The organism is Bradyrhizobium sp. SBR1B, assembly GCF_014198205.1.
GTDB lineage: Bacteria > Pseudomonadota > Alphaproteobacteria > Rhizobiales > Xanthobacteraceae > Bradyrhizobium.
Genome location: NZ_JACIHC010000009.1, coordinates 254,063 through 269,494, shown reverse-complemented (window position 1 = coordinate 269,494; position 15,432 = coordinate 254,063). Strand labels below are relative to the sequence as shown.

General features: G+C 64.4%; 15 protein-coding genes. 8 read left to right on the top strand and 7 right to left on the bottom strand.

Annotated features, from left to right (window positions below):
- Positions 1 to 216: 216 nt before the first annotated feature.
- On the bottom strand, positions 217 to 912 hold the full coding sequence (locus tag GGD61_RS23810; RefSeq protein ID WP_026202531.1) for a DUF1013 domain-containing protein: 696 nt from the start codon (positions 910 to 912) through the stop codon (positions 217 to 219).
- Between the two features lie 243 nt (positions 913 to 1,155).
- On the opposite strand from GGD61_RS23810, the gene ispH reads away from it, so the two are divergent.
- Genes ispH through rnhA form a run of 3 tightly spaced genes read left to right on the top strand, consistent with a single transcriptional unit; the run spans position 1,156 to position 3,575 of the window.
- Positions 1,156 to 2,124 (top strand): 4-hydroxy-3-methylbut-2-enyl diphosphate reductase, encoded by a 969-nt coding sequence (gene ispH, locus GGD61_RS23805; protein WP_092254145.1) that lies wholly within the window; start codon positions 1,156 to 1,158, stop codon positions 2,122 to 2,124.
- A 6-nt stretch (positions 2,125 to 2,130) separates the two neighbouring features.
- On the top strand, positions 2,131 to 3,114 hold the full coding sequence (locus GGD61_RS23800) for a homoserine kinase (RefSeq protein ID WP_092254147.1): 984 nt from the start codon (positions 2,131 to 2,133) through the stop codon (positions 3,112 to 3,114).
- Positions 3,111 to 3,575, top strand: a complete 465-nt coding sequence (gene rnhA, locus GGD61_RS23795; RefSeq protein ID WP_018321313.1) for a ribonuclease HI — start codon at positions 3,111 to 3,113, stop codon at positions 3,573 to 3,575. The genes GGD61_RS23800 and rnhA overlap by 4 nt, the downstream gene beginning before the upstream one ends.
- A 158-nt stretch (positions 3,576 to 3,733) precedes the next feature.
- Here the strand turns inward: rnhA and GGD61_RS23790 are convergent, their stop codons facing one another.
- The 6 genes from GGD61_RS23790 to GGD61_RS23765 all read right to left on the bottom strand — a co-directional run bounded on the left by GGD61_RS23790 (position 3,734) and on the right by GGD61_RS23765 (position 11,398).
- Positions 3,734 to 4,219 carry a peroxiredoxin gene (locus GGD61_RS23790; protein WP_018321314.1) on the bottom strand — a complete coding sequence of 162 codons (486 nt, stop codon included), beginning with the start codon at positions 4,217 to 4,219 and terminating at the stop codon, positions 3,734 to 3,736.
- A 108-nt stretch (positions 4,220 to 4,327) separates the two neighbouring features.
- Positions 4,328 to 4,882: a DUF924 family protein gene (locus tag GGD61_RS23785; protein ID WP_092254151.1), complete on the bottom strand. Its 555-nt coding sequence runs from the start codon at positions 4,880 to 4,882 to the stop codon at positions 4,328 to 4,330.
- A 15-nt stretch (positions 4,883 to 4,897) separates the two neighbouring features.
- Positions 4,898 to 6,583 (bottom strand): long-chain fatty acid--CoA ligase, encoded by a 1,686-nt coding sequence (locus tag GGD61_RS23780; protein WP_018321316.1) that lies wholly within the window; start codon positions 6,581 to 6,583, stop codon positions 4,898 to 4,900.
- Between the two features lie 194 nt (positions 6,584 to 6,777).
- The gene (locus GGD61_RS23775; protein WP_183231215.1) at positions 6,778 to 8,277 is read right to left on the bottom strand and encodes a D-alanyl-D-alanine carboxypeptidase family protein; all 1,500 of its coding nucleotides are present in this window, start codon (positions 8,275 to 8,277) and stop codon (positions 6,778 to 6,780) included.
- A gap of 189 nt (positions 8,278 to 8,466) precedes the next feature.
- Positions 8,467 to 10,263, bottom strand: a complete 1,797-nt coding sequence (locus GGD61_RS23770) for a glucan ABC transporter ATP-binding protein/ permease (protein ID WP_018321318.1) — start codon at positions 10,261 to 10,263, stop codon at positions 8,467 to 8,469.
- 85 nt (positions 10,264 to 10,348) lie between these two features.
- The gene (locus GGD61_RS23765) at positions 10,349 to 11,398 is read right to left on the bottom strand and encodes an ABC transporter substrate-binding protein (protein WP_183231214.1); all 1,050 of its coding nucleotides are present in this window, start codon (positions 11,396 to 11,398) and stop codon (positions 10,349 to 10,351) included.
- 229 nt (positions 11,399 to 11,627) lie between these two features.
- Between GGD61_RS23765 and GGD61_RS23760 the strand changes: the two genes are divergently transcribed.
- From GGD61_RS23760 to GGD61_RS23740, 5 genes are all read left to right on the top strand, one after another.
- The gene (locus GGD61_RS23760; protein ID WP_018321320.1) at positions 11,628 to 11,996 is read left to right on the top strand and encodes a hypothetical protein; all 369 of its coding nucleotides are present in this window, start codon (positions 11,628 to 11,630) and stop codon (positions 11,994 to 11,996) included.
- 117 nt (positions 11,997 to 12,113) lie between these two features.
- A complete protein-coding gene (hisE, locus tag GGD61_RS23755; RefSeq protein WP_018321321.1) occupies positions 12,114 to 12,518 on the top strand; it encodes a phosphoribosyl-ATP diphosphatase in 405 nt (134 codons plus the stop codon).
- A gap of 145 nt (positions 12,519 to 12,663) precedes the next feature.
- Positions 12,664 to 13,266 carry a YqaA family protein gene (locus tag GGD61_RS23750; protein WP_183231213.1) on the top strand — a complete coding sequence of 201 codons (603 nt, stop codon included), beginning with the start codon at positions 12,664 to 12,666 and terminating at the stop codon, positions 13,264 to 13,266.
- 100 nt (positions 13,267 to 13,366) lie between these two features.
- A complete protein-coding gene (locus tag GGD61_RS23745; RefSeq protein WP_092254159.1) occupies positions 13,367 to 13,906 on the top strand; it encodes a hypothetical protein in 540 nt (179 codons plus the stop codon).
- Between the two features lie 29 nt (positions 13,907 to 13,935).
- Positions 13,936 to 15,336 carry an aspartate ammonia-lyase gene (locus tag GGD61_RS23740; RefSeq protein ID WP_183231212.1) on the top strand — a complete coding sequence of 467 codons (1,401 nt, stop codon included), beginning with the start codon at positions 13,936 to 13,938 and terminating at the stop codon, positions 15,334 to 15,336.
- The last annotated feature ends 96 nt before the right edge of the window (positions 15,337 to 15,432 follow it).

Below are 15,432 nucleotides of genomic sequence, written 5' to 3'. Positions count from 1 at the left end.
ACACTAGAGACCTCGCTGGCAATTGCCGTGACCGCGCCCCTCTCTCCTCATGTCCTCAGCCTCCAAGACCGATAACGCAACAGGCCCACAAGGGGGGAGGGAACGCAGCTCGCGTGTGGCGACATGCGTCGCATTCACTCAGCCGTTCTTACAAACAAAAACGCGGCGGGATTTCCCGCCGCGTTTGCATTCGATGGTGAATGAACGAGAGAAGAACTACTCCTCCTCGTCTTCCTGCTTCTTGCCGCCGAGCGTCTTCAGCTTGGCGAACACGGCGTCGAGGTTGAGGTCGTCGCTCGATCGCTCGGCCGGCTCGAACTCGTCCTTCTTGGTGGTCTCGGAAGCCGGCAGCAGCGTGGCGCCGCCATAGGCTGCGTCGATCGGCTTCTCCTTGGCGGCGCGCGCCACCTCGAAATCGAGCTCGATCTGCGAGCAGAGGCCGAGGGTGACGGGGTCGATCGGGGTCAGCTGGGAGGTGTTCCAGTGGGTGCGGTCCCGTACGCTCGCGATGGTGCTCTTGGTGGTGCCGACCAGGCGCATGATCTGGGCGTCCTTGAGCTCGGCATGGTTGCGCAGCAGCCAGAGGATGGCGCTCGGACGCTCATGGCGGCGCGAGACCGGAGTGTAGCGCGGGCCCTTGCGCTTGGGCTGGGGCGGCAGCACCACCTTGCTCTCCTGGAGGCGGAGCCGATAATCCGGATTCCGCTCGCCCTTCTCGATCTCCTCGCGGGTCAGCTGGCCGTTGGAGAGGGGATCCATGCCCTTGATGCCCTGGGCAGCATCGCCGTCGGCGATCGCGCGCACCTCGAGGGGATGCATCTTGGTGAAATCGGCGACCTGATCGAAGGTCAGCGCGGTGTTGTCGAGCAGCCAGACGGCGGTCGCCTTGGGCATCAGAGGTGCGTTGCTCATGGCAAATCTCCTTTGTGCTTCGCCCACCCCTCTGGAGGCGAAACCGGTGGTCATCAGCGATGACTGGGAATTCGCGCTATATAAGCCCGGAGGGGGTAGCCACGCAATGGTTCTGCTATAGATAGTGCCTTGACAGCGCCCGAAAGGGGGCCCAATTCCCTGTAAGCTCGTACCCAAGCCCTATTCCATTCATCGACCGCTTCCCGCCCATTTGGCGAGGTGATTCGGTCCCGAGATCGCTCAATGTCAGCCAAACCAGACCTCAAGATCGTGCTTTGTTCTCCCCGTGGCTTCTGCGCCGGGGTGGTCCGGGCGATCGACACCGTGGAACGGGCGCTCGATAAGTACGGCGCCCCCGTCTATGTTCGCCATGAGATTGTGCACAACAAATATGTCGTCGACGGGTTGAAGAAAAAGGGTGCCATCTTCGTTGAGGAGCTCGCCGAAATCCCGGAAAACACCACCGCGCCGGTGGTATTCTCGGCCCATGGCGTGCCGAAATCGGTTCCGGCCGATGCCCAGTCCCGCAATTTGTTCTCGCTGGATGCGACCTGCCCGCTGGTCACCAAGGTGCACCGCGAGGCCGCGATCCACTTCAAGCGTGGCCGCGAGATCTTCCTGATCGGCCACTCCCATCATCCCGAGGTGGTCGGCACGCTCGGCCAGCTTCCGACCGGCGCCGTGACCCTGATCGAGACCGCCGAGGATGCCAAGACGATCTCCCCGAAGGACCCCAACAACCTCGCCTTCGTGACCCAGACCACGCTGTCGATCGACGACACCGCGGAGATCGTGGCGCTGCTGAAGGAGCGCTTCCCGAACATCAACGGGCCGCACAAGGAAGACATCTGCTACGCCACCACCAACCGCCAGCTCGCGGTGAAGAAGGTGGCGCCGGTGGTCGACGCGCTCATCGTCGTCGGTGCTCCCAATTCGTCGAACTCGCAGCGCCTGCGCGAGGTCGCCGAGCGCGAGGGCTGCCGGATCGCGGTGCTGGCGCAGCGCGCCACCGACATCGACTGGGACAAGTTCGGCAACATTTCGAGCCTCGGCATCACTGCGGGCGCTTCCGCGCCGGAAGTGATCGTCGAAGAGATCATGGACGCCTTCGCCGAGCGCTACACGCTGCATGTGGAGACGGTCTCGGCCGCTGAGGAGAACGAGTTCTTCCCGCTGCCGCGTCAGGTGCGCCCCGAAGCCGCCGCCGAGTAGACCTTTATGGCGGTCTACACCGACGTTGCCGCCGACGAGCTTGCGGATTTCCTGAAGCAATACGAGCTCGGCGAATTGCTCTCCTACAAGGGCATCGCCGAGGGCGTTGAGAACACCAACTTCCTGCTGCATACCAGCCAGGGGTCGTTCATCCTCACGCTCTACGAGAAGCGCGTGGCGAAGAACGATTTGCCGTTCTTCCTCGCGCTGATGACGCATCTGGCCGAGCACGGCATCAACTGCCCGCTGCCGGTGAAGGGAAGAGACGGCGAGGCATTGCGCGAGCTGTCCGGGCGTCCCGCGGCGATCATCACCTTTCTCGAAGGCATGTGGCCGCGCAAGCCGAACGTCGCCCATTGCGCCGGCGTCGGTGCGGCGCTGGCGAAGATGCATCTGGCCGGCGCGAACTTTGCGGTTCGGCGCGCCAACGCGCTGTCGGTCGCGGGCTGGCGGCCGCTGTTCGATGCGGCCTCGAACCGTGCCGATGAGGTGCAGTCGGGCCTGCGCGCGTTCCTGGCGACCGAGCTCGACCATCTCTCGAGCGGGATCTGGCCGGATAATCTGCCTGAGGGCGTGATCCACGCCGACCTCTTCAACGACAACGTCTTCTTCCTCGGTGACCAGCTCTCGGGGATCATCGACTTCACCTTCGCCTGCAACGACATGCTGGCCTATGACGTCGCGATCTGCCTCAACGCCTGGTGCTTCGAGCCGGATCATTCCTTCAACGTCACCAAGGCGCGCGCCTTCCTCAACGCCTATGGCCGCGTGCGAAAGCTTTCGGAGGCGGAGGAGGCCGCGCTGCCGCTGCTGGCGCGTGGTGCTGCGATCCGCTTCCTGCTGACGCGGCTGGTGGACTGGCTCAACGTGCCGCCCGGCGCGCTGGTCAAGCCGAAGGACCCGCTGGAATATTTTCGCAAGCTGCGCTTCCACCAGAGCGTGACGAGCGTACGCGATTACGGGCTGATGCCGTCAGGATTGGTCGCGTGAGCGAAAAGCCCGTCGTCACGATCTATACCGATGGCGCCTGCTCGGGAAACCCCGGGCCGGGCGGCTGGGGCGCGATCCTGAAGTTCGGCGACAAGGAAAAAGAGCTGAACGGCGGCGAGCGCCACACCACCAACAACCAGATGGAGCTGATGGCGGCGATCTCCGCGCTCGAGGCGCTGAAGAAGCCGTGCACGGTCGATCTCTACACCGACAGCCAGTATGTCCGGCAGGGCATCACCGGCTGGATCTTCGGCTGGAAGCGCAACGGCTGGCGCACCGCCGACAAGAAGCCGGTGAAGAATGTCGAGCTATGGCAGCGCCTGGATGCCGCGCTGAAGCAGCATGAGGTCCGCTGGCACTGGGTCAAGGGCCATGCCGGCCACCCCGAGAACGAGCGCGCGGACCAGCTGGCGCGCGACGGGATCGTGAAGGCGCGGTTGCAGCAGCGGCTGGCGGAGTAGGGGCTCGATGTGTCGGCGGTGCAGCTCGGTCTCGCTGCCGTCGCCGGTTTCGTAGGGTGGGCAAAGCGAAGCGTGCCCACGGGTTCTTCTAATTCGAGGAAAGAGGTGGGCACGGCGCTGACGCGCCTTTGCCCACCCTACGGCACTTTCGCCGCGGCTCAGAGCTGCCCGAGCAGCGTATCGCCGCCGGAGACCTCGACCTTGCCGGGCATTGCCTCGAGGTTGAGCTTCTTGACCACGCCGTCCTCGACCAGCATCGAATAGCGCTTGGAGCGGATGCCGAGGCCGTTGGCGGAGGCGTCCAGCTCCATGCCGATCGCCTTGGTGAAATCGGCGTTGCCGTCAGCGAGGAAGATGGCCTCGTCGCGCTGGTCGGTGTCGCGCTTCCAGGCGTTCATGACGAAGGCGTCGTTGACGGAGACGATGGCGATGCTGTCGACGCCCTTGTCCTTCAGGGCATAGGCGTTGAGGAAGATGCTCGGCAGATGCATCTTGTGGCAAGTGCCGGTATAAGCGCCGGGCACCGCGAACAGCGCCACCTTCTTGCCCTTGAAGATATCGTCAGTGGTCTTCACTTGCGGGCCTTCCGCCGTCATCACGCGGAATTTCGCCTCGGGCAGCTTGTCGCCAGTCTGGATCGCCATTGTCGGTCTCCCTGAATATCGATCCCGCTTATTAGACCGTGCGGCGGGCCTGCACAATATTGCCGGCGGGCGAAGCGGTGAGGGTGGGTCCCTTTCACCGTGATGTCATCAGCCGGCGAAGCCCCCCTTGTCGAGAAAGGCCTGCTCTTCCTCGGTGCTGTCGCGGCCGAGCAGGCGGTTGCGGTGGGGAAACCGGCCGAACCGCTGAATGATGTCGGCGTGCTCCCGGGCGTATTTCAGGTTTTCGGCATTCTCGGTGTTCTGAAACAGCGCGACGCAACGCAGCTGGTCGGGCAGGTGCTCGGAATGCATGAAGGGCAAATAAAGGAATTCGAGCAGGACCGGATCGATCCTGCCAGCGACCCCGCGATCAATCGCCCGGCGGGCGACGTCGCGCGCCTGGGCATCGCTGGCAAAGGCCTGGGGCGTGCCGCGGAACATGTTGCGGGGGAATTGGTCGAGCACGATGACCAGCGCGAGTGCGCCGTCATCGCTTGCCTCCCATGACGCGAGCTCGCCGGCGACCGCCTTCTGCCACAAAGCAAGGAAGCGGCGCCTGACCTCGGCGTCGAAGGCCTGGTTGCGCTTGTACCAGCGCTCGCGGCCGGCCTCGCGCCAGAAGGCGAGAATGCCTGATGGCGCGATATCGTCGACGACAGTCATGAACCGCAGACGCGCTTACGCCGCCTGAGCTTTCTTCTCGTCGCGCAGTTCGCGTCGCAGGATCTTGCCGACATTGGTCTTGGGCAGGTCGCTGCGGAATTCGATGTGCTTGGGCACCTTGTAGCCGGTGAGCTGCTCGTGACAGAATTTGATCACGGCCTCGGCAGTGAGGTTTTGATCCTTCTTCACCACGAAAGCCTTCACCGCTTCGCCCGACTTGGAATCGGGGATGCCGATCACGGCGCATTCGAGCACGCCCGGATGGCTCGCGATCACTTCCTCGATCTCGTTGGGATAGACGTTGAAGCCTGAGACCAGGATCATGTCCTTCTTGCGGTCGACGATCTTGGTGTAGCCCTTCTCGTCCATGATGCCGATGTCGCCGGTACGGAAATAGCCGTCCGCGGTCATCACCTTCGCGGTCTCCTCGGGCCTGTTCCAGTAGCCCGACATCACCTGCGGACCCTTGGCACAGATCTCGCCGGCCTGGCCGAGCGGCACTTCGTTGCCGTCGTCGTCGCGGATCGAGATGTAGGTCGACGGCACGGGAATGCCGATCGTCCCCGTGAACTCGGTTGCCGTTGCCGGATTGCAGGTCAGCGTCGGCGAAGTCTCCGACAGGCCGTAACCCTCGGCGATGAAGCAGCCGGTGATCGCTTTCCATTGGTCGGCCACGGGGCGCTGCACCGCCATGCCGCCGCCGTTGGAGATCTTCAGCTTGGAGAAGTCGAGCTTCTTGAAATCAGGGTGGTGCATCAGGCCGTTGTAGAGCGTGTTCACGGCCGGGAAGCTGTTGACCTGGTATTTCGCCAGCTCCTTGACGAAGCCGGCGATGTCGCGCGGGTTGGGGATCAGGAGATTGCAGCCGCCGGCGCGCACCGCGAGCAGGTAGCAGGCCGTCAGCGCGAAAATGTGATAGAGCGGCAGCGCGCAGACGATCATGAGCTGGTCGACATGCGGCGGCGCGGCGAGCGCCGGCTGGAGCCAGGCGTCGTTCTGCAGGACGTTGGCGACGATGTTGCGGTGGAGCAGGGTGGCGCCCTTGGAGACGCCGGTGGTGCCGCCGGTATATTGCAGGAAGGCGACGTCGCCCGGCGAGAGTTTTGGCTTGTTGAAGGTCATGCCGCGGCCGGCCGACACCGCATCGTTGAAAGAGACCGAGCCCGGCAGCGACCATGCCGGTACCATCTTCTTGACGCGGCGGACGACGAGATTGACGATCACGCCCTTGAAGCCGAGCAGATCGCCCATGCTGCCGACGATGACGTGCTTCACCTGCGTCTTGGCGATCACCTGCTCGACGGTGTGGGCGAAATTCTCCAGCACGATGATGGCTTCGGCGCCGGAATCCTTGAGCTGGTGCTCGAGCTCACGCGGCGTGTAGAGCGGATTGACGTTGACCACCGCGAAGCCGGCGCGCAGCACCGCGGCGGTCGCGATCGGATATTGCAGCACGTTCGGCATCATGATGGCGACGCGGGCGCCGCGCTGCAGTCCGCGGCCCTGCAAATAGGCGCCGAGCGCGACCGACATCTGGTCGAGGTCGCGGTAGCTGATGGACTTGTCCATGCAGATGAACGCCTTGCGGTCGGCGAACTTGGTGAAGCTCTCCTCCAGCAGATCGACCAGCGATGCGTATTGGGTCGGCTCGATATCGGCGGGCACGCCGGGCGGATATTGCTTGAGCCAGATGCGCTCCATGGAAAACTCCCCTCATCTACCAGAGCCCGTTGTGTCTCGGGCTTGCCTCATTGCCGCCAGTATCGAGCCTGCCGGAACGGGTGGCAAGTCGTCGAGGCTTAAGACATAGGTCAGGAAGTGGCTACTGGAATCGTCGATACCGCGCTGCCGCAGGTGCGAAGCGCGGGGGGGGGGGGGCCCGGTTCGGCGCGCCGTTAACTGTTGTTGGCCGGCTTGGCCGCGGGCTTGGTTGCGGCCTTGGGCTTGGCGGGCTTCGGATCGCTGCTTGCCGCAGGCTTCTCGGCGGGTTTTGCTGCCGCATTGTGCTTGGCGGCGGCATGCTTGGGCGCCGCCGGCTTAGCCGCAGTCTTCGTGTCGCTCTTATCGTTGCTCTTATCGTTTTTCTTGGCCTCAGCCGGCTTGGCAACAGGCTTCACGGCCGCCGTCTTGGTGTCCTTCGCGGCGTCCTTGCCCGCGTCTTTCGGCTTGTCGGCCGCGTCAGGCTTCTTGGCCACGCGCGACTTCTTGCCACGCGGCTTAGACGCCGTCTGCTGGTCGGCATCGGCCGCGACCGCCGCGATCAGGGCGGTGCCGGTGCGGGTCGGGCCGGTATAGACCAGCACGGGCTCGGTCGCCGCCGGAGCCGAGGCCATCAGCTCGGAGGCCTTCATCAGGGGCGGCTGGAGGCCGGCGGTGAAGAAGGTCACCTGGGCTTCGCCGCCGGTGGCCGAGGCCGATCCGCTGGTGCCGCCATTGGCCGCAATCAGCGCATCGTCGTCGTCGCTGGCCGGCCGCTTGCGATGGCCGCCGCACATCTCGTCGCGCAGGTTCGGCGGCGAGGCGTCGACCGGCACGAGGTTATCGACCGTGCCGAGCGAGGGGCGCAGCCACGTCAGATTGTCCTGGCCGAAGCCGCGCTCCAGCAACTGCGCCGCCTTCACCGCGCGCGCAGTGCCGGAATTGGCGCCGAGCACCACCGCGATCAGCCGGCGGCCGTTGCGCGTGGCCGAGGCGACGAGGTTGTAGCCGGAGGCACAGATGAAGCCGGTCTTGAAACCGTCGGCGCCGGGATAGCGGCCGATCAGCTTGTTGAAATTGCCGGTGGTACGCTTGCCGAAGCGGATCGCCGGGATGTGCACGAAGTATTCGTATTCCGGCAGGTCGCGCAGGAACGAGCGGGCGAGGATGCCGAGGTCGCGCGCCGACGTGATCTGGCCGTCGGCGGGCAGGCCGTTCGGATTGACGTAGCTGGTCTGCGTCATGCCGAGCTTCTTCGCGGTGTCGTTCATCATCGCGGAGAAGCCGTCGATCGAACCGCCGACGCCTTCGGCGAGCACCACGGCCATGTCGTTCGCCGACTTGACCATCATCATCTTCAGAGCGTTGTCGACGGTGAGCTGCGTTCCCGGACGGAACCCCATCTTCGAGGGCGACTGCGAGGCCGCCGTCGGCGAAACCGTGAGCAGCGTGTCGAGCGTCAGCCTGCCGTCCTTGACCGCCCTCAACGTCACATACGCTGTCATGATCTTGGTGACGGAGGCCGGATACCAGGGAATGGTCGCGTTCTCGGCCTGCAACACCTTGCCAGTGTCGGCCTCGATCAGCAGCAGCGCTTCGGCGCTCACCGCGCGCGGCGCCAGCAGCGCGGCACATGCGAGGCTTGCAGCGAACAGGTTGAACAGGGATTTGCGAAGCAGCGGGCGTAGGGCGTGCACTATCCGATTCCGGTCCTTGGAGACCCGCCAGTTCCGGGCGGTGCTCGTGATCTGAGTGTCGGTTCTGAAATCCAGCGCCGCCGCTTGCGGCGCCGCAAACCTATACCGGCTGGTGCGTCGAGAACAGGGGCATGAACGGGGTATTCCGCAATGAAATAGGCCGAATTTCGACGATCCTGTGGGGACTTGCTAGGGGGATTTGGCAGCAGTCGCAGCAGCCTCAGCGGCTGTCACACTGGCCCGTGTGGTCTCGTGGACCATGAACTGGGCCCTGGCGAGCTCGGCGAAATGGCCGCTCTTGGCCACCAGTTCATCGAAAGTTCCACTTTCGATCACCCGTCCGTTCTCGAACACCAGGATCCGCGTGGCGTTGCGGATGGTGGAGAGCCGGTGGGCGATCACGAAGGTGGTGCGGCCCTTCATCACTTCGTCGAGAGCGGCATTCACCTTGGCCTCGGTGACGGCGTCGAGCGCGCTGGTCGCCTCGTCCAGGATCAGGATCGGCGGGTCCTTCAACAGCGCGCGGGCGATCGACAGCCGCTGCCGCTCGCCGCCGGACAGCATGCGGCCGCGCTCGCCGGCATTGGTCTCGAAGCCGCCGCTGCGCTCGATGAAATCGAGCGCCTGCGCCCGCTCGGCCGCCTTGCGCATCTCGGCCTCGGTCGCGTCCGGCTTGCCGACGCGCAGATTCTCCTCGATCGAGCGGTTGAACAGCAGCGCCTCCTGGAACACGACGCCGATATTCCGGCGCAGCGAGGTCAGCGTGACGCCGCGCACGTCCATGCCGTCGATCTTGATGAAACCCGACTGCGGGTCGAAGGCGCGATGCAACAGCGCGATCGCGGTGGATTTGCCGGCGCCGGTGGGGCCGACCAGCGCGATGGTCTGGCCGGGCAGTGCGGTGAAGGTGAGGTCCTCGATCGCCGGCCGCTTGCCGTCATAGGAAAAGGTGACGTCGTTGAACTCGACGAGACCGGACAGCCTGCCGGCGTCGATCGCGTCGGGCCGGTCATGCACCGCGGGCACGGCGTCGAGCACATTGAAGAACTCGCGCAGGCGGGGCGCTTCCATGAACACGTTGTTGATGAAGCTCACCACCTGCTCGAGCTTCTGGATCAGCAGCGTCGCAAAGCTCACGAACATCACGATCTCGCCGACCGAGGTCAGCCCCTGGTCGTGCAGCGCGATGCCGAGCGTGAAGATTGCGAGCACGGTGATGGTGGTGGAGGCGCGCGTGATGACGGTGACGAGCGCCCACCACGACAGCACCGGCATTTGCGCGGCGAGCAGCTCGTCGGCGACGGAGCGCAGTCCCTTCACCTCGGATTCGACGCGGACGAAGCTCTGCACCAGCGCGACATTGCCGAGCGCATCGGAGGCGCGCGCGGACAGCTCGCTATATTGCTCCTCGACCGCCATCTGCATGCCGAAGGTCTTGCGCACCACGAAGGTCGTCAATGCCGTGAAGACGATGCAGAGCACGAACAGCAGGATCGCCAATCGCCAGTTCAAGTAGAGCGACAGCGGCAGCAGCACCACGACCGAGAGGATCGCGGCAAAGTGCTCGCGGAAGAAGCCGAGCCACAGTCGCCACAAGGCGTCGGTGCCGTTGAGCATCACCTTCATCAGCCGGCCCGAATGGGTTCCGGAGTGGAAGGTCAGCGGCAATTGCAGGATGTGCTCGAAATAGTCGGTCAGCACCGCCTGGCGCTGGCGGTGCGAGAGCCGGTCGGCCTGCAAGGCCACGAGCGCGCTGCAGAGAATGGTGAACAGCCCGAACGCGACCCAGGCTACCAGGAACGGCCAGGCCGAGCTCGACCCGGCCACGGTCTTGCCCGACAGCACGTCGACGATCCGCCCGAACAGCACGGGCTCGGCGAACTGCGAGCCCGCCAGCAGGAGGTTGGCGACCGCAAGCAGCCAGCCCAGCCGCGCCTCCTTGCCGAGCAGCTCGAGAACGCGGGTATAGAGACGGAGGATGGGCATGCGGGCGACGAACTCGAGCGGATAACGAAGCCCGTATTTTAAGCAGGGATCGCGCGGGAGATATAGCGGAAGCTGTCAGTTTTTCTCAGTTGATCAGCCGCCCCGCCACCGGCGGCAGGAACCGGTCGTCGAAGATGTCGCCAGCCGTGGGCCGTTTGCGGAATTTGAAGTCCTGCGCGATCTGGTCGATCGAGCGCTCCAGGCGCGCGGGCTCGACGCCGCCGAGGCCGTTGCGCTTGACCTCATCGGTCAGGATGTTGTCGACGAGGACGGTGCGCAGGCGCTCCAGCTCCAGGTCGCGGTCGCCGTCGTCGATGCGGCCCGCGGCCTCGTCCGCCGCGCGTGCCGGCTCCTTGATGGTCGCATTGATGCCGGCGATCAAGGCGCGGACGAAGCCCTTCACGGCGTCCGGCTTCGCCGCGGCGAAGGCGGGATTGACCACCACGGCGAAGCCATAGGCCTCGCAGCCATAGTCGGCATAACGCAGCACGACGAGATCGGCGCCGGGCACGCCGCGGTCGCGCAGGTTCACCGCGGAGAGATAGTTGAAGCCTGCGACCGCATCGACCTGTCCCGCGGACAGGATCGGCTCGCGGACCGCAGCGCCAATCTTGTGGAATTTGACGCGCGATGCCTTGATACCGTTCTGCTGCGCCAGCGCCGGCCACAGTCGCATCGACAGATCGCCGTCGGCAACGCCGACGGTCTTGCCGTCGAGATCGGGCAAGACATGGATGCCGCGGCTCCTGCGCGCGACGATCGCGTAGGGCGCGCGGTTGAACAGCACGAACGCCGCCTTGACCGGCGCCGAGTCCTCCTTGTCGCGAAGGCGGATCAGCTCGTTGATGTCGACCAGCGCAAGCTCGCTGTCGCCCTTGGCGACGCGTGCGAGCGCCTCCGGCGATCCGGCTGCACTGTTGAAGGACACGTTGAGACGTTCGGCGCTGAACCTGCCGTCCTTCGCCGCAAGGAAGAACGGCGCCATGCTCGCGTCCAACGGGCGGTCGAAGGTGAAGTGAATCGCAACGGACGGCGCAGCGGTCTCGGCCGCACTGACATCGCCTGCAACGAGCGTTGCAAGCGAGATCGAGAGAGCCAGCAGGCAACGGAGGGCGGTCGTCTTAAATCCTGACATCGATTGCGCCGGTTCCGCATTGTTATGGTTTCGTGACGCTTCGCGGCGCCCGGCTGCGGCCAGTCTCTCCGCGCCAACATGAACGGCAGATGAGCGGCGGTTGCGGCACGATTACGCAACCCCGTTCAGCTTGTGTTGGGGTTGGGGAACCCAACTTAGGCTGTGCGGGTTTTAAAGGCATGAGCCTGTCCGCAGGCGTCCATTCCAGGTCCCAAGGAGGGCCCAAGACATGTTCGAGCGATTCTCCAAGTTTGCGGGCCGAAAGGCCGTTCTGGCCACCGCCGCGGTGCTGGCGCTGACCGCGCTTGCCCCGACCGCGTCCTATGCAGGCGGCCGTCACTGGCATGGTGGTGGAGGCGGCGCGGCCGCAGCTGCGGCTTTCGCGGCCATCGGCACCGGTCTTGCCATCGCCGCGACCCGTGACTCCTATGCCTATGACTACGGTCCGGGCTATGGCTATTACGGCGGTCCCGCCTATTACAGCGGCCCAGCCTACGGGCCCTATTATGGTCCAGGCCCGAACTTCCAATATCAGCGCTATGGCGGCACCGCTCCGTCCGAGTTCTGCGGCCAGGGTTACTACCAGAACTGCTACTAGCTCTGGCAGCTGGAGTTCACCATGACAGGCCGTCGCGCTTGCTGCGCCGGCCTGTTTTTTGCTTTTATTGCCGCGCGTTAACACGCCCGCCATTTGTTTAGAGTAGTTTTGAGTACCATGAGTGATTCGCTTGAGCGGCTATATCTGGCTGTGCTCGCGGCCAGGGATCTTGATCCGGCAACATCGCGTACGGCCCGGCTGTTTCAGCGCGGGCCCTCGAAAATGGCAAAGAAGCTCGCCGAAGAGGCCATCGAGGTCGTGATCGACGCCGTCAATGGCGACGCCGACGCCGTGATCCGGGAAAGCGCCGATCTCCTGTACAATCTCACCGTGCTCTGGGCCTCTGCGGGCGTGCGTCCCGAGGACGTCTGGCGCGAGATGGCGCGGCGGGAAGACATGCTCGGCATCGCCGAGAAGCTGCCGAAATCGTCGATGAAGCTGCCCAAAGTCGCGTCACCGCGCGTGGCCGCCAGGCGGCCAATTGTCGCGCTCGAGGGGCGTGCCGCGCGCAAGCGCCACTAAAGCGCGATGGGATCGCGGTGAATGGTTCATCGCGCTTTAGCCTCTTGTTTGAGCATGATCTTTCCGGAAAACCGCCGCACACTTTTCCGGATCATGCTCGAAACGTCATAATTCGCCTCAATCTCGGCATGGACAAATCCGTCCCATGGTGCTTCATCGCGGCGCCATGCTGAAACGTATCTACGACTGGTGCACCGACGCCGCTCACAAGCCCTACGCGCTCTGGATCATGGGAGCGGTGTCTTTCGCCGAAAGCTCCTTCTTTCCGGTGCCGCCGGATGTGATGCTGATCCCGATGTCGCTGGCGCGCCCGCAGCGCGCCTGGCTCTACGCGGCCGTCTGCACCATCACCTCGGTGCTCGGCGGCATTCTGGGCTACGCCATCGGCGCGCTGCTGTTCGACTCGGTCGGTCATTGGCTGATCCAGGTCTACGGCCTCGGCGACAAGGTCGACGCCTTCCGTGCCTCCTATGCGGAGTGGGGCGCGGTGATCATCCTGCTCAAGGGTTTGACGCCGATCCCCTACAAGCTCGTCACGATCACCTCGGGCTTTGCCGGCTACAACATTCTGTTGTTCACGATCTGCTCGATCGTCGCGCGCGGCGGACGATTCTTCGTCGTTGCGATCCTGCTCAACCGTTATGGCGACTGGATCCGGCACAAGCTCGAAGAGCGTCTTGGATTGTGGGTGGCGATCGGTGCTGCGCTGCTGGTGCTCGGCTTCGTGGTGGCGATCAAGCTGATCTAGAGCATGATCCGGAAAAGTGTGATGCGGTTTTCCGAGAAGATCATGCTCACTTGGTAACCCGCGCTTTGCCGCCGGGCCGGGTTCGGCTACGGTTGCCGCCATGATGGTTCGATCCGGCAATCCGGCCTTGCGGCTCGGGACGCTGATATCAGCAGTGCTGCTGGTCCTGCTCGGTGCCGCCGGGACCGGATGGCCGCAATCCGCTCCGCCGGCGCTTGGCTTGCAGGAGCAGGGGCCGCAGGCTGCGCCTCAGCCGTCGACACCCGCTCCATCGGCGCCGCCGGCGGCAGCGGAAAATCCCGGGCTGATCAATGAAATGGGCAAGCTGTTCGACAAGCTGCCCTCGATCCTGCCGCCGATCAAAAGCCCGAACGAGACCATGAACGATCTGTCGCGGCTGGCGAAGCCCTCGACCATGGTGTCGGGCCGGGTGGCCTGTCCGGCCTCGTCCAACGGTGCGCCCGATTGCAAGCAGGCCGCCGACCAGCTCTGCCAGAGCAAGGGTTACAAGGACGGCAAGAGCCTGAATGCCGACTCCGCGGAAAAATGCTCGGCCAAGGTCCTGATTCCCGGCAGGGCTCGCAAGCCGGACGACTGCCGCACCGATACTTTCGTGACCAGCGCGCTGTGCCAGAACTAAAGGACGTCGCGCAGCAACAAGGAGCGCCCATGAGCCGTACGGAGCAGGACTTCCTCGGACAGCGTGAGATCGCCGACGACATCTATTACGGCGTCCAGACCATCCGGGGTAAGGAAAACTTCCACATCACCGGCATTCCGATGAACCAGGAGCCTTACTTCGTGAAGGCGCTCGGTTACGTCAAGAAGGCAGCCGCCATGGCCAATCGCGATCTCGGCGCGATCGATGCCAAGGTCGCGGACGCGATCATCCTCGGCTGCGATCGCGTCATCGCCGGCGACATGATGGACCAGTTCGTCACCGACTTCATCCAGGGCGGCGCCGGCACCTCCACCAACATGAACGCCAACGAGGTGATCGCGAACCTCGCGCTGGAATCGCTCGGCTTCGGCAAGGGCGACTATCAGCACGTCAGCCCGAACGATCACGTCAATTACGGTCAGTCGACCAACGACACCTATCCGACCGCCTTTCGTCTCGCGCTGATCCTGCGGCTCGAGAGCTACATGACCGCGCTGCGTCAGCTCCAGGAAGCTTTCTTCGCCAAGGGTCGCGAGTTCGACCGTGTGCTGAAGATGGGCCGCACGCATCTGCAAGATGCCGTGCCGATGTCGCTCGGGGCCGAATTCCGGGGCTGGGGCACCACGATCGGCGAGGAGGTCGATCGCATCTCGGAAGCGCGTGCGCTGCTGCGCGAGATCAATCTCGGCGCCACCGCGATCGGCACCTCCGTCACTGCTGCGATCGGCTATCCCAAGCTCGCGGTCCGGCACCTCAGCGCGCTGACCGGCGTCGACTTCATCCTCGCCGGCGATCTCGTCGAGGCGACCTCGGACACCGGCGCCTATGTGCAGCTCTCGGGCGTGTTGAAGCGCACCGCGAGCAAGCTGACCAAGATCTGCAACGACATCCGCCTGCTCGCCTCCGGGCCGCGTGCCGGCTTCAACGAGATCAACCTGCCGCAGCTGCAGCCGGGCTCCTCGATCATGCCGGGCAAGGTCAATCCCGTGATCCCCGAGGTCGTCAACCAGACCAGCTTCCTCGTCATCGGGCTCGACACCACGGTGACGCTCGCGGCATCCGCCGGCCAGCTCCAGCTCAACGTGATGGAGCCGGTGATCTCGTTCGCGCTGTTCTTCTCGATCCGCACCATGGAGCGCGCGGTCAACAGCCTGCGCGAGAATTGCGTGGTCGGCATCACCGCCAACGAGGAGCACACCCGCAACATGGTGCTCAACTCGCTCGGCATCGTCACGGTGCTGAAGCCGCTGCTCGGCTACAAGCAATGCGCCGAGATCGCGCGCGAGGGCTACAAGAGCGGCAAGTCGCTGCATCAGATCGTGGTGGTCGAGCGCAAGCTGCTGATGCAGGAGAAGTGGGACGAGATGTTCTCGTTCGAGCGGCTGATCAATCCGGATCTGATCGGGTAGGCGGCCGTCATCCGCAACGCTCGCCTCGTCATTGCGAGGAGCTCTTGCGACGAAGCAATCCAGAGGATCTCCGCGGAGACAGGCTGGATTGCTTCG

Bases quoted from the DNA above. Each gene is read 5' to 3' on its own strand.
- GGD61_RS23810 (WP_026202531.1), bottom strand. From the start codon at position 912: ATGAGCAACGCACCTCTGATGCCCAAGGCGACCGCCGTCTGGCTGCTC.
- ispH (WP_092254145.1), top strand. From the start codon at position 1,156: ATGTCAGCCAAACCAGACCTCAAGATCGTGCTTTGTTCTCCCCGTGGC.
- GGD61_RS23800 (WP_092254147.1), top strand. From the start codon at position 2,131: ATGGCGGTCTACACCGACGTTGCCGCCGACGAGCTTGCGGATTTCCTG.
- GGD61_RS23790 (WP_018321314.1), bottom strand. From the start codon at position 4,219: ATGGCGATCCAGACTGGCGACAAGCTGCCCGAGGCGAAATTCCGCGTG.
- GGD61_RS23785 (WP_092254151.1), bottom strand. From the start codon at position 4,882: ATGACTGTCGTCGACGATATCGCGCCATCAGGCATTCTCGCCTTCTGG.
- GGD61_RS23780 (WP_018321316.1), bottom strand. From the start codon at position 6,583: ATGGAGCGCATCTGGCTCAAGCAATATCCGCCCGGCGTGCCCGCCGAT.
- GGD61_RS23770 (WP_018321318.1), bottom strand. From the start codon at position 10,263: ATGCCCATCCTCCGTCTCTATACCCGCGTTCTCGAGCTGCTCGGCAAG.
- GGD61_RS23765 (WP_183231214.1), bottom strand. From the start codon at position 11,398: ATGTCAGGATTTAAGACGACCGCCCTCCGTTGCCTGCTGGCTCTCTCG.
- GGD61_RS23760 (WP_018321320.1), top strand. From the start codon at position 11,628: ATGTTCGAGCGATTCTCCAAGTTTGCGGGCCGAAAGGCCGTTCTGGCC.
- hisE (WP_018321321.1), top strand. From the start codon at position 12,114: ATGAGTGATTCGCTTGAGCGGCTATATCTGGCTGTGCTCGCGGCCAGG.
- GGD61_RS23750 (WP_183231213.1), top strand. From the start codon at position 12,664: ATGGTGCTTCATCGCGGCGCCATGCTGAAACGTATCTACGACTGGTGC.
- GGD61_RS23745 (WP_092254159.1), top strand. From the start codon at position 13,367: ATGATGGTTCGATCCGGCAATCCGGCCTTGCGGCTCGGGACGCTGATA.
- GGD61_RS23740 (WP_183231212.1), top strand. From the start codon at position 13,936: ATGAGCCGTACGGAGCAGGACTTCCTCGGACAGCGTGAGATCGCCGAC.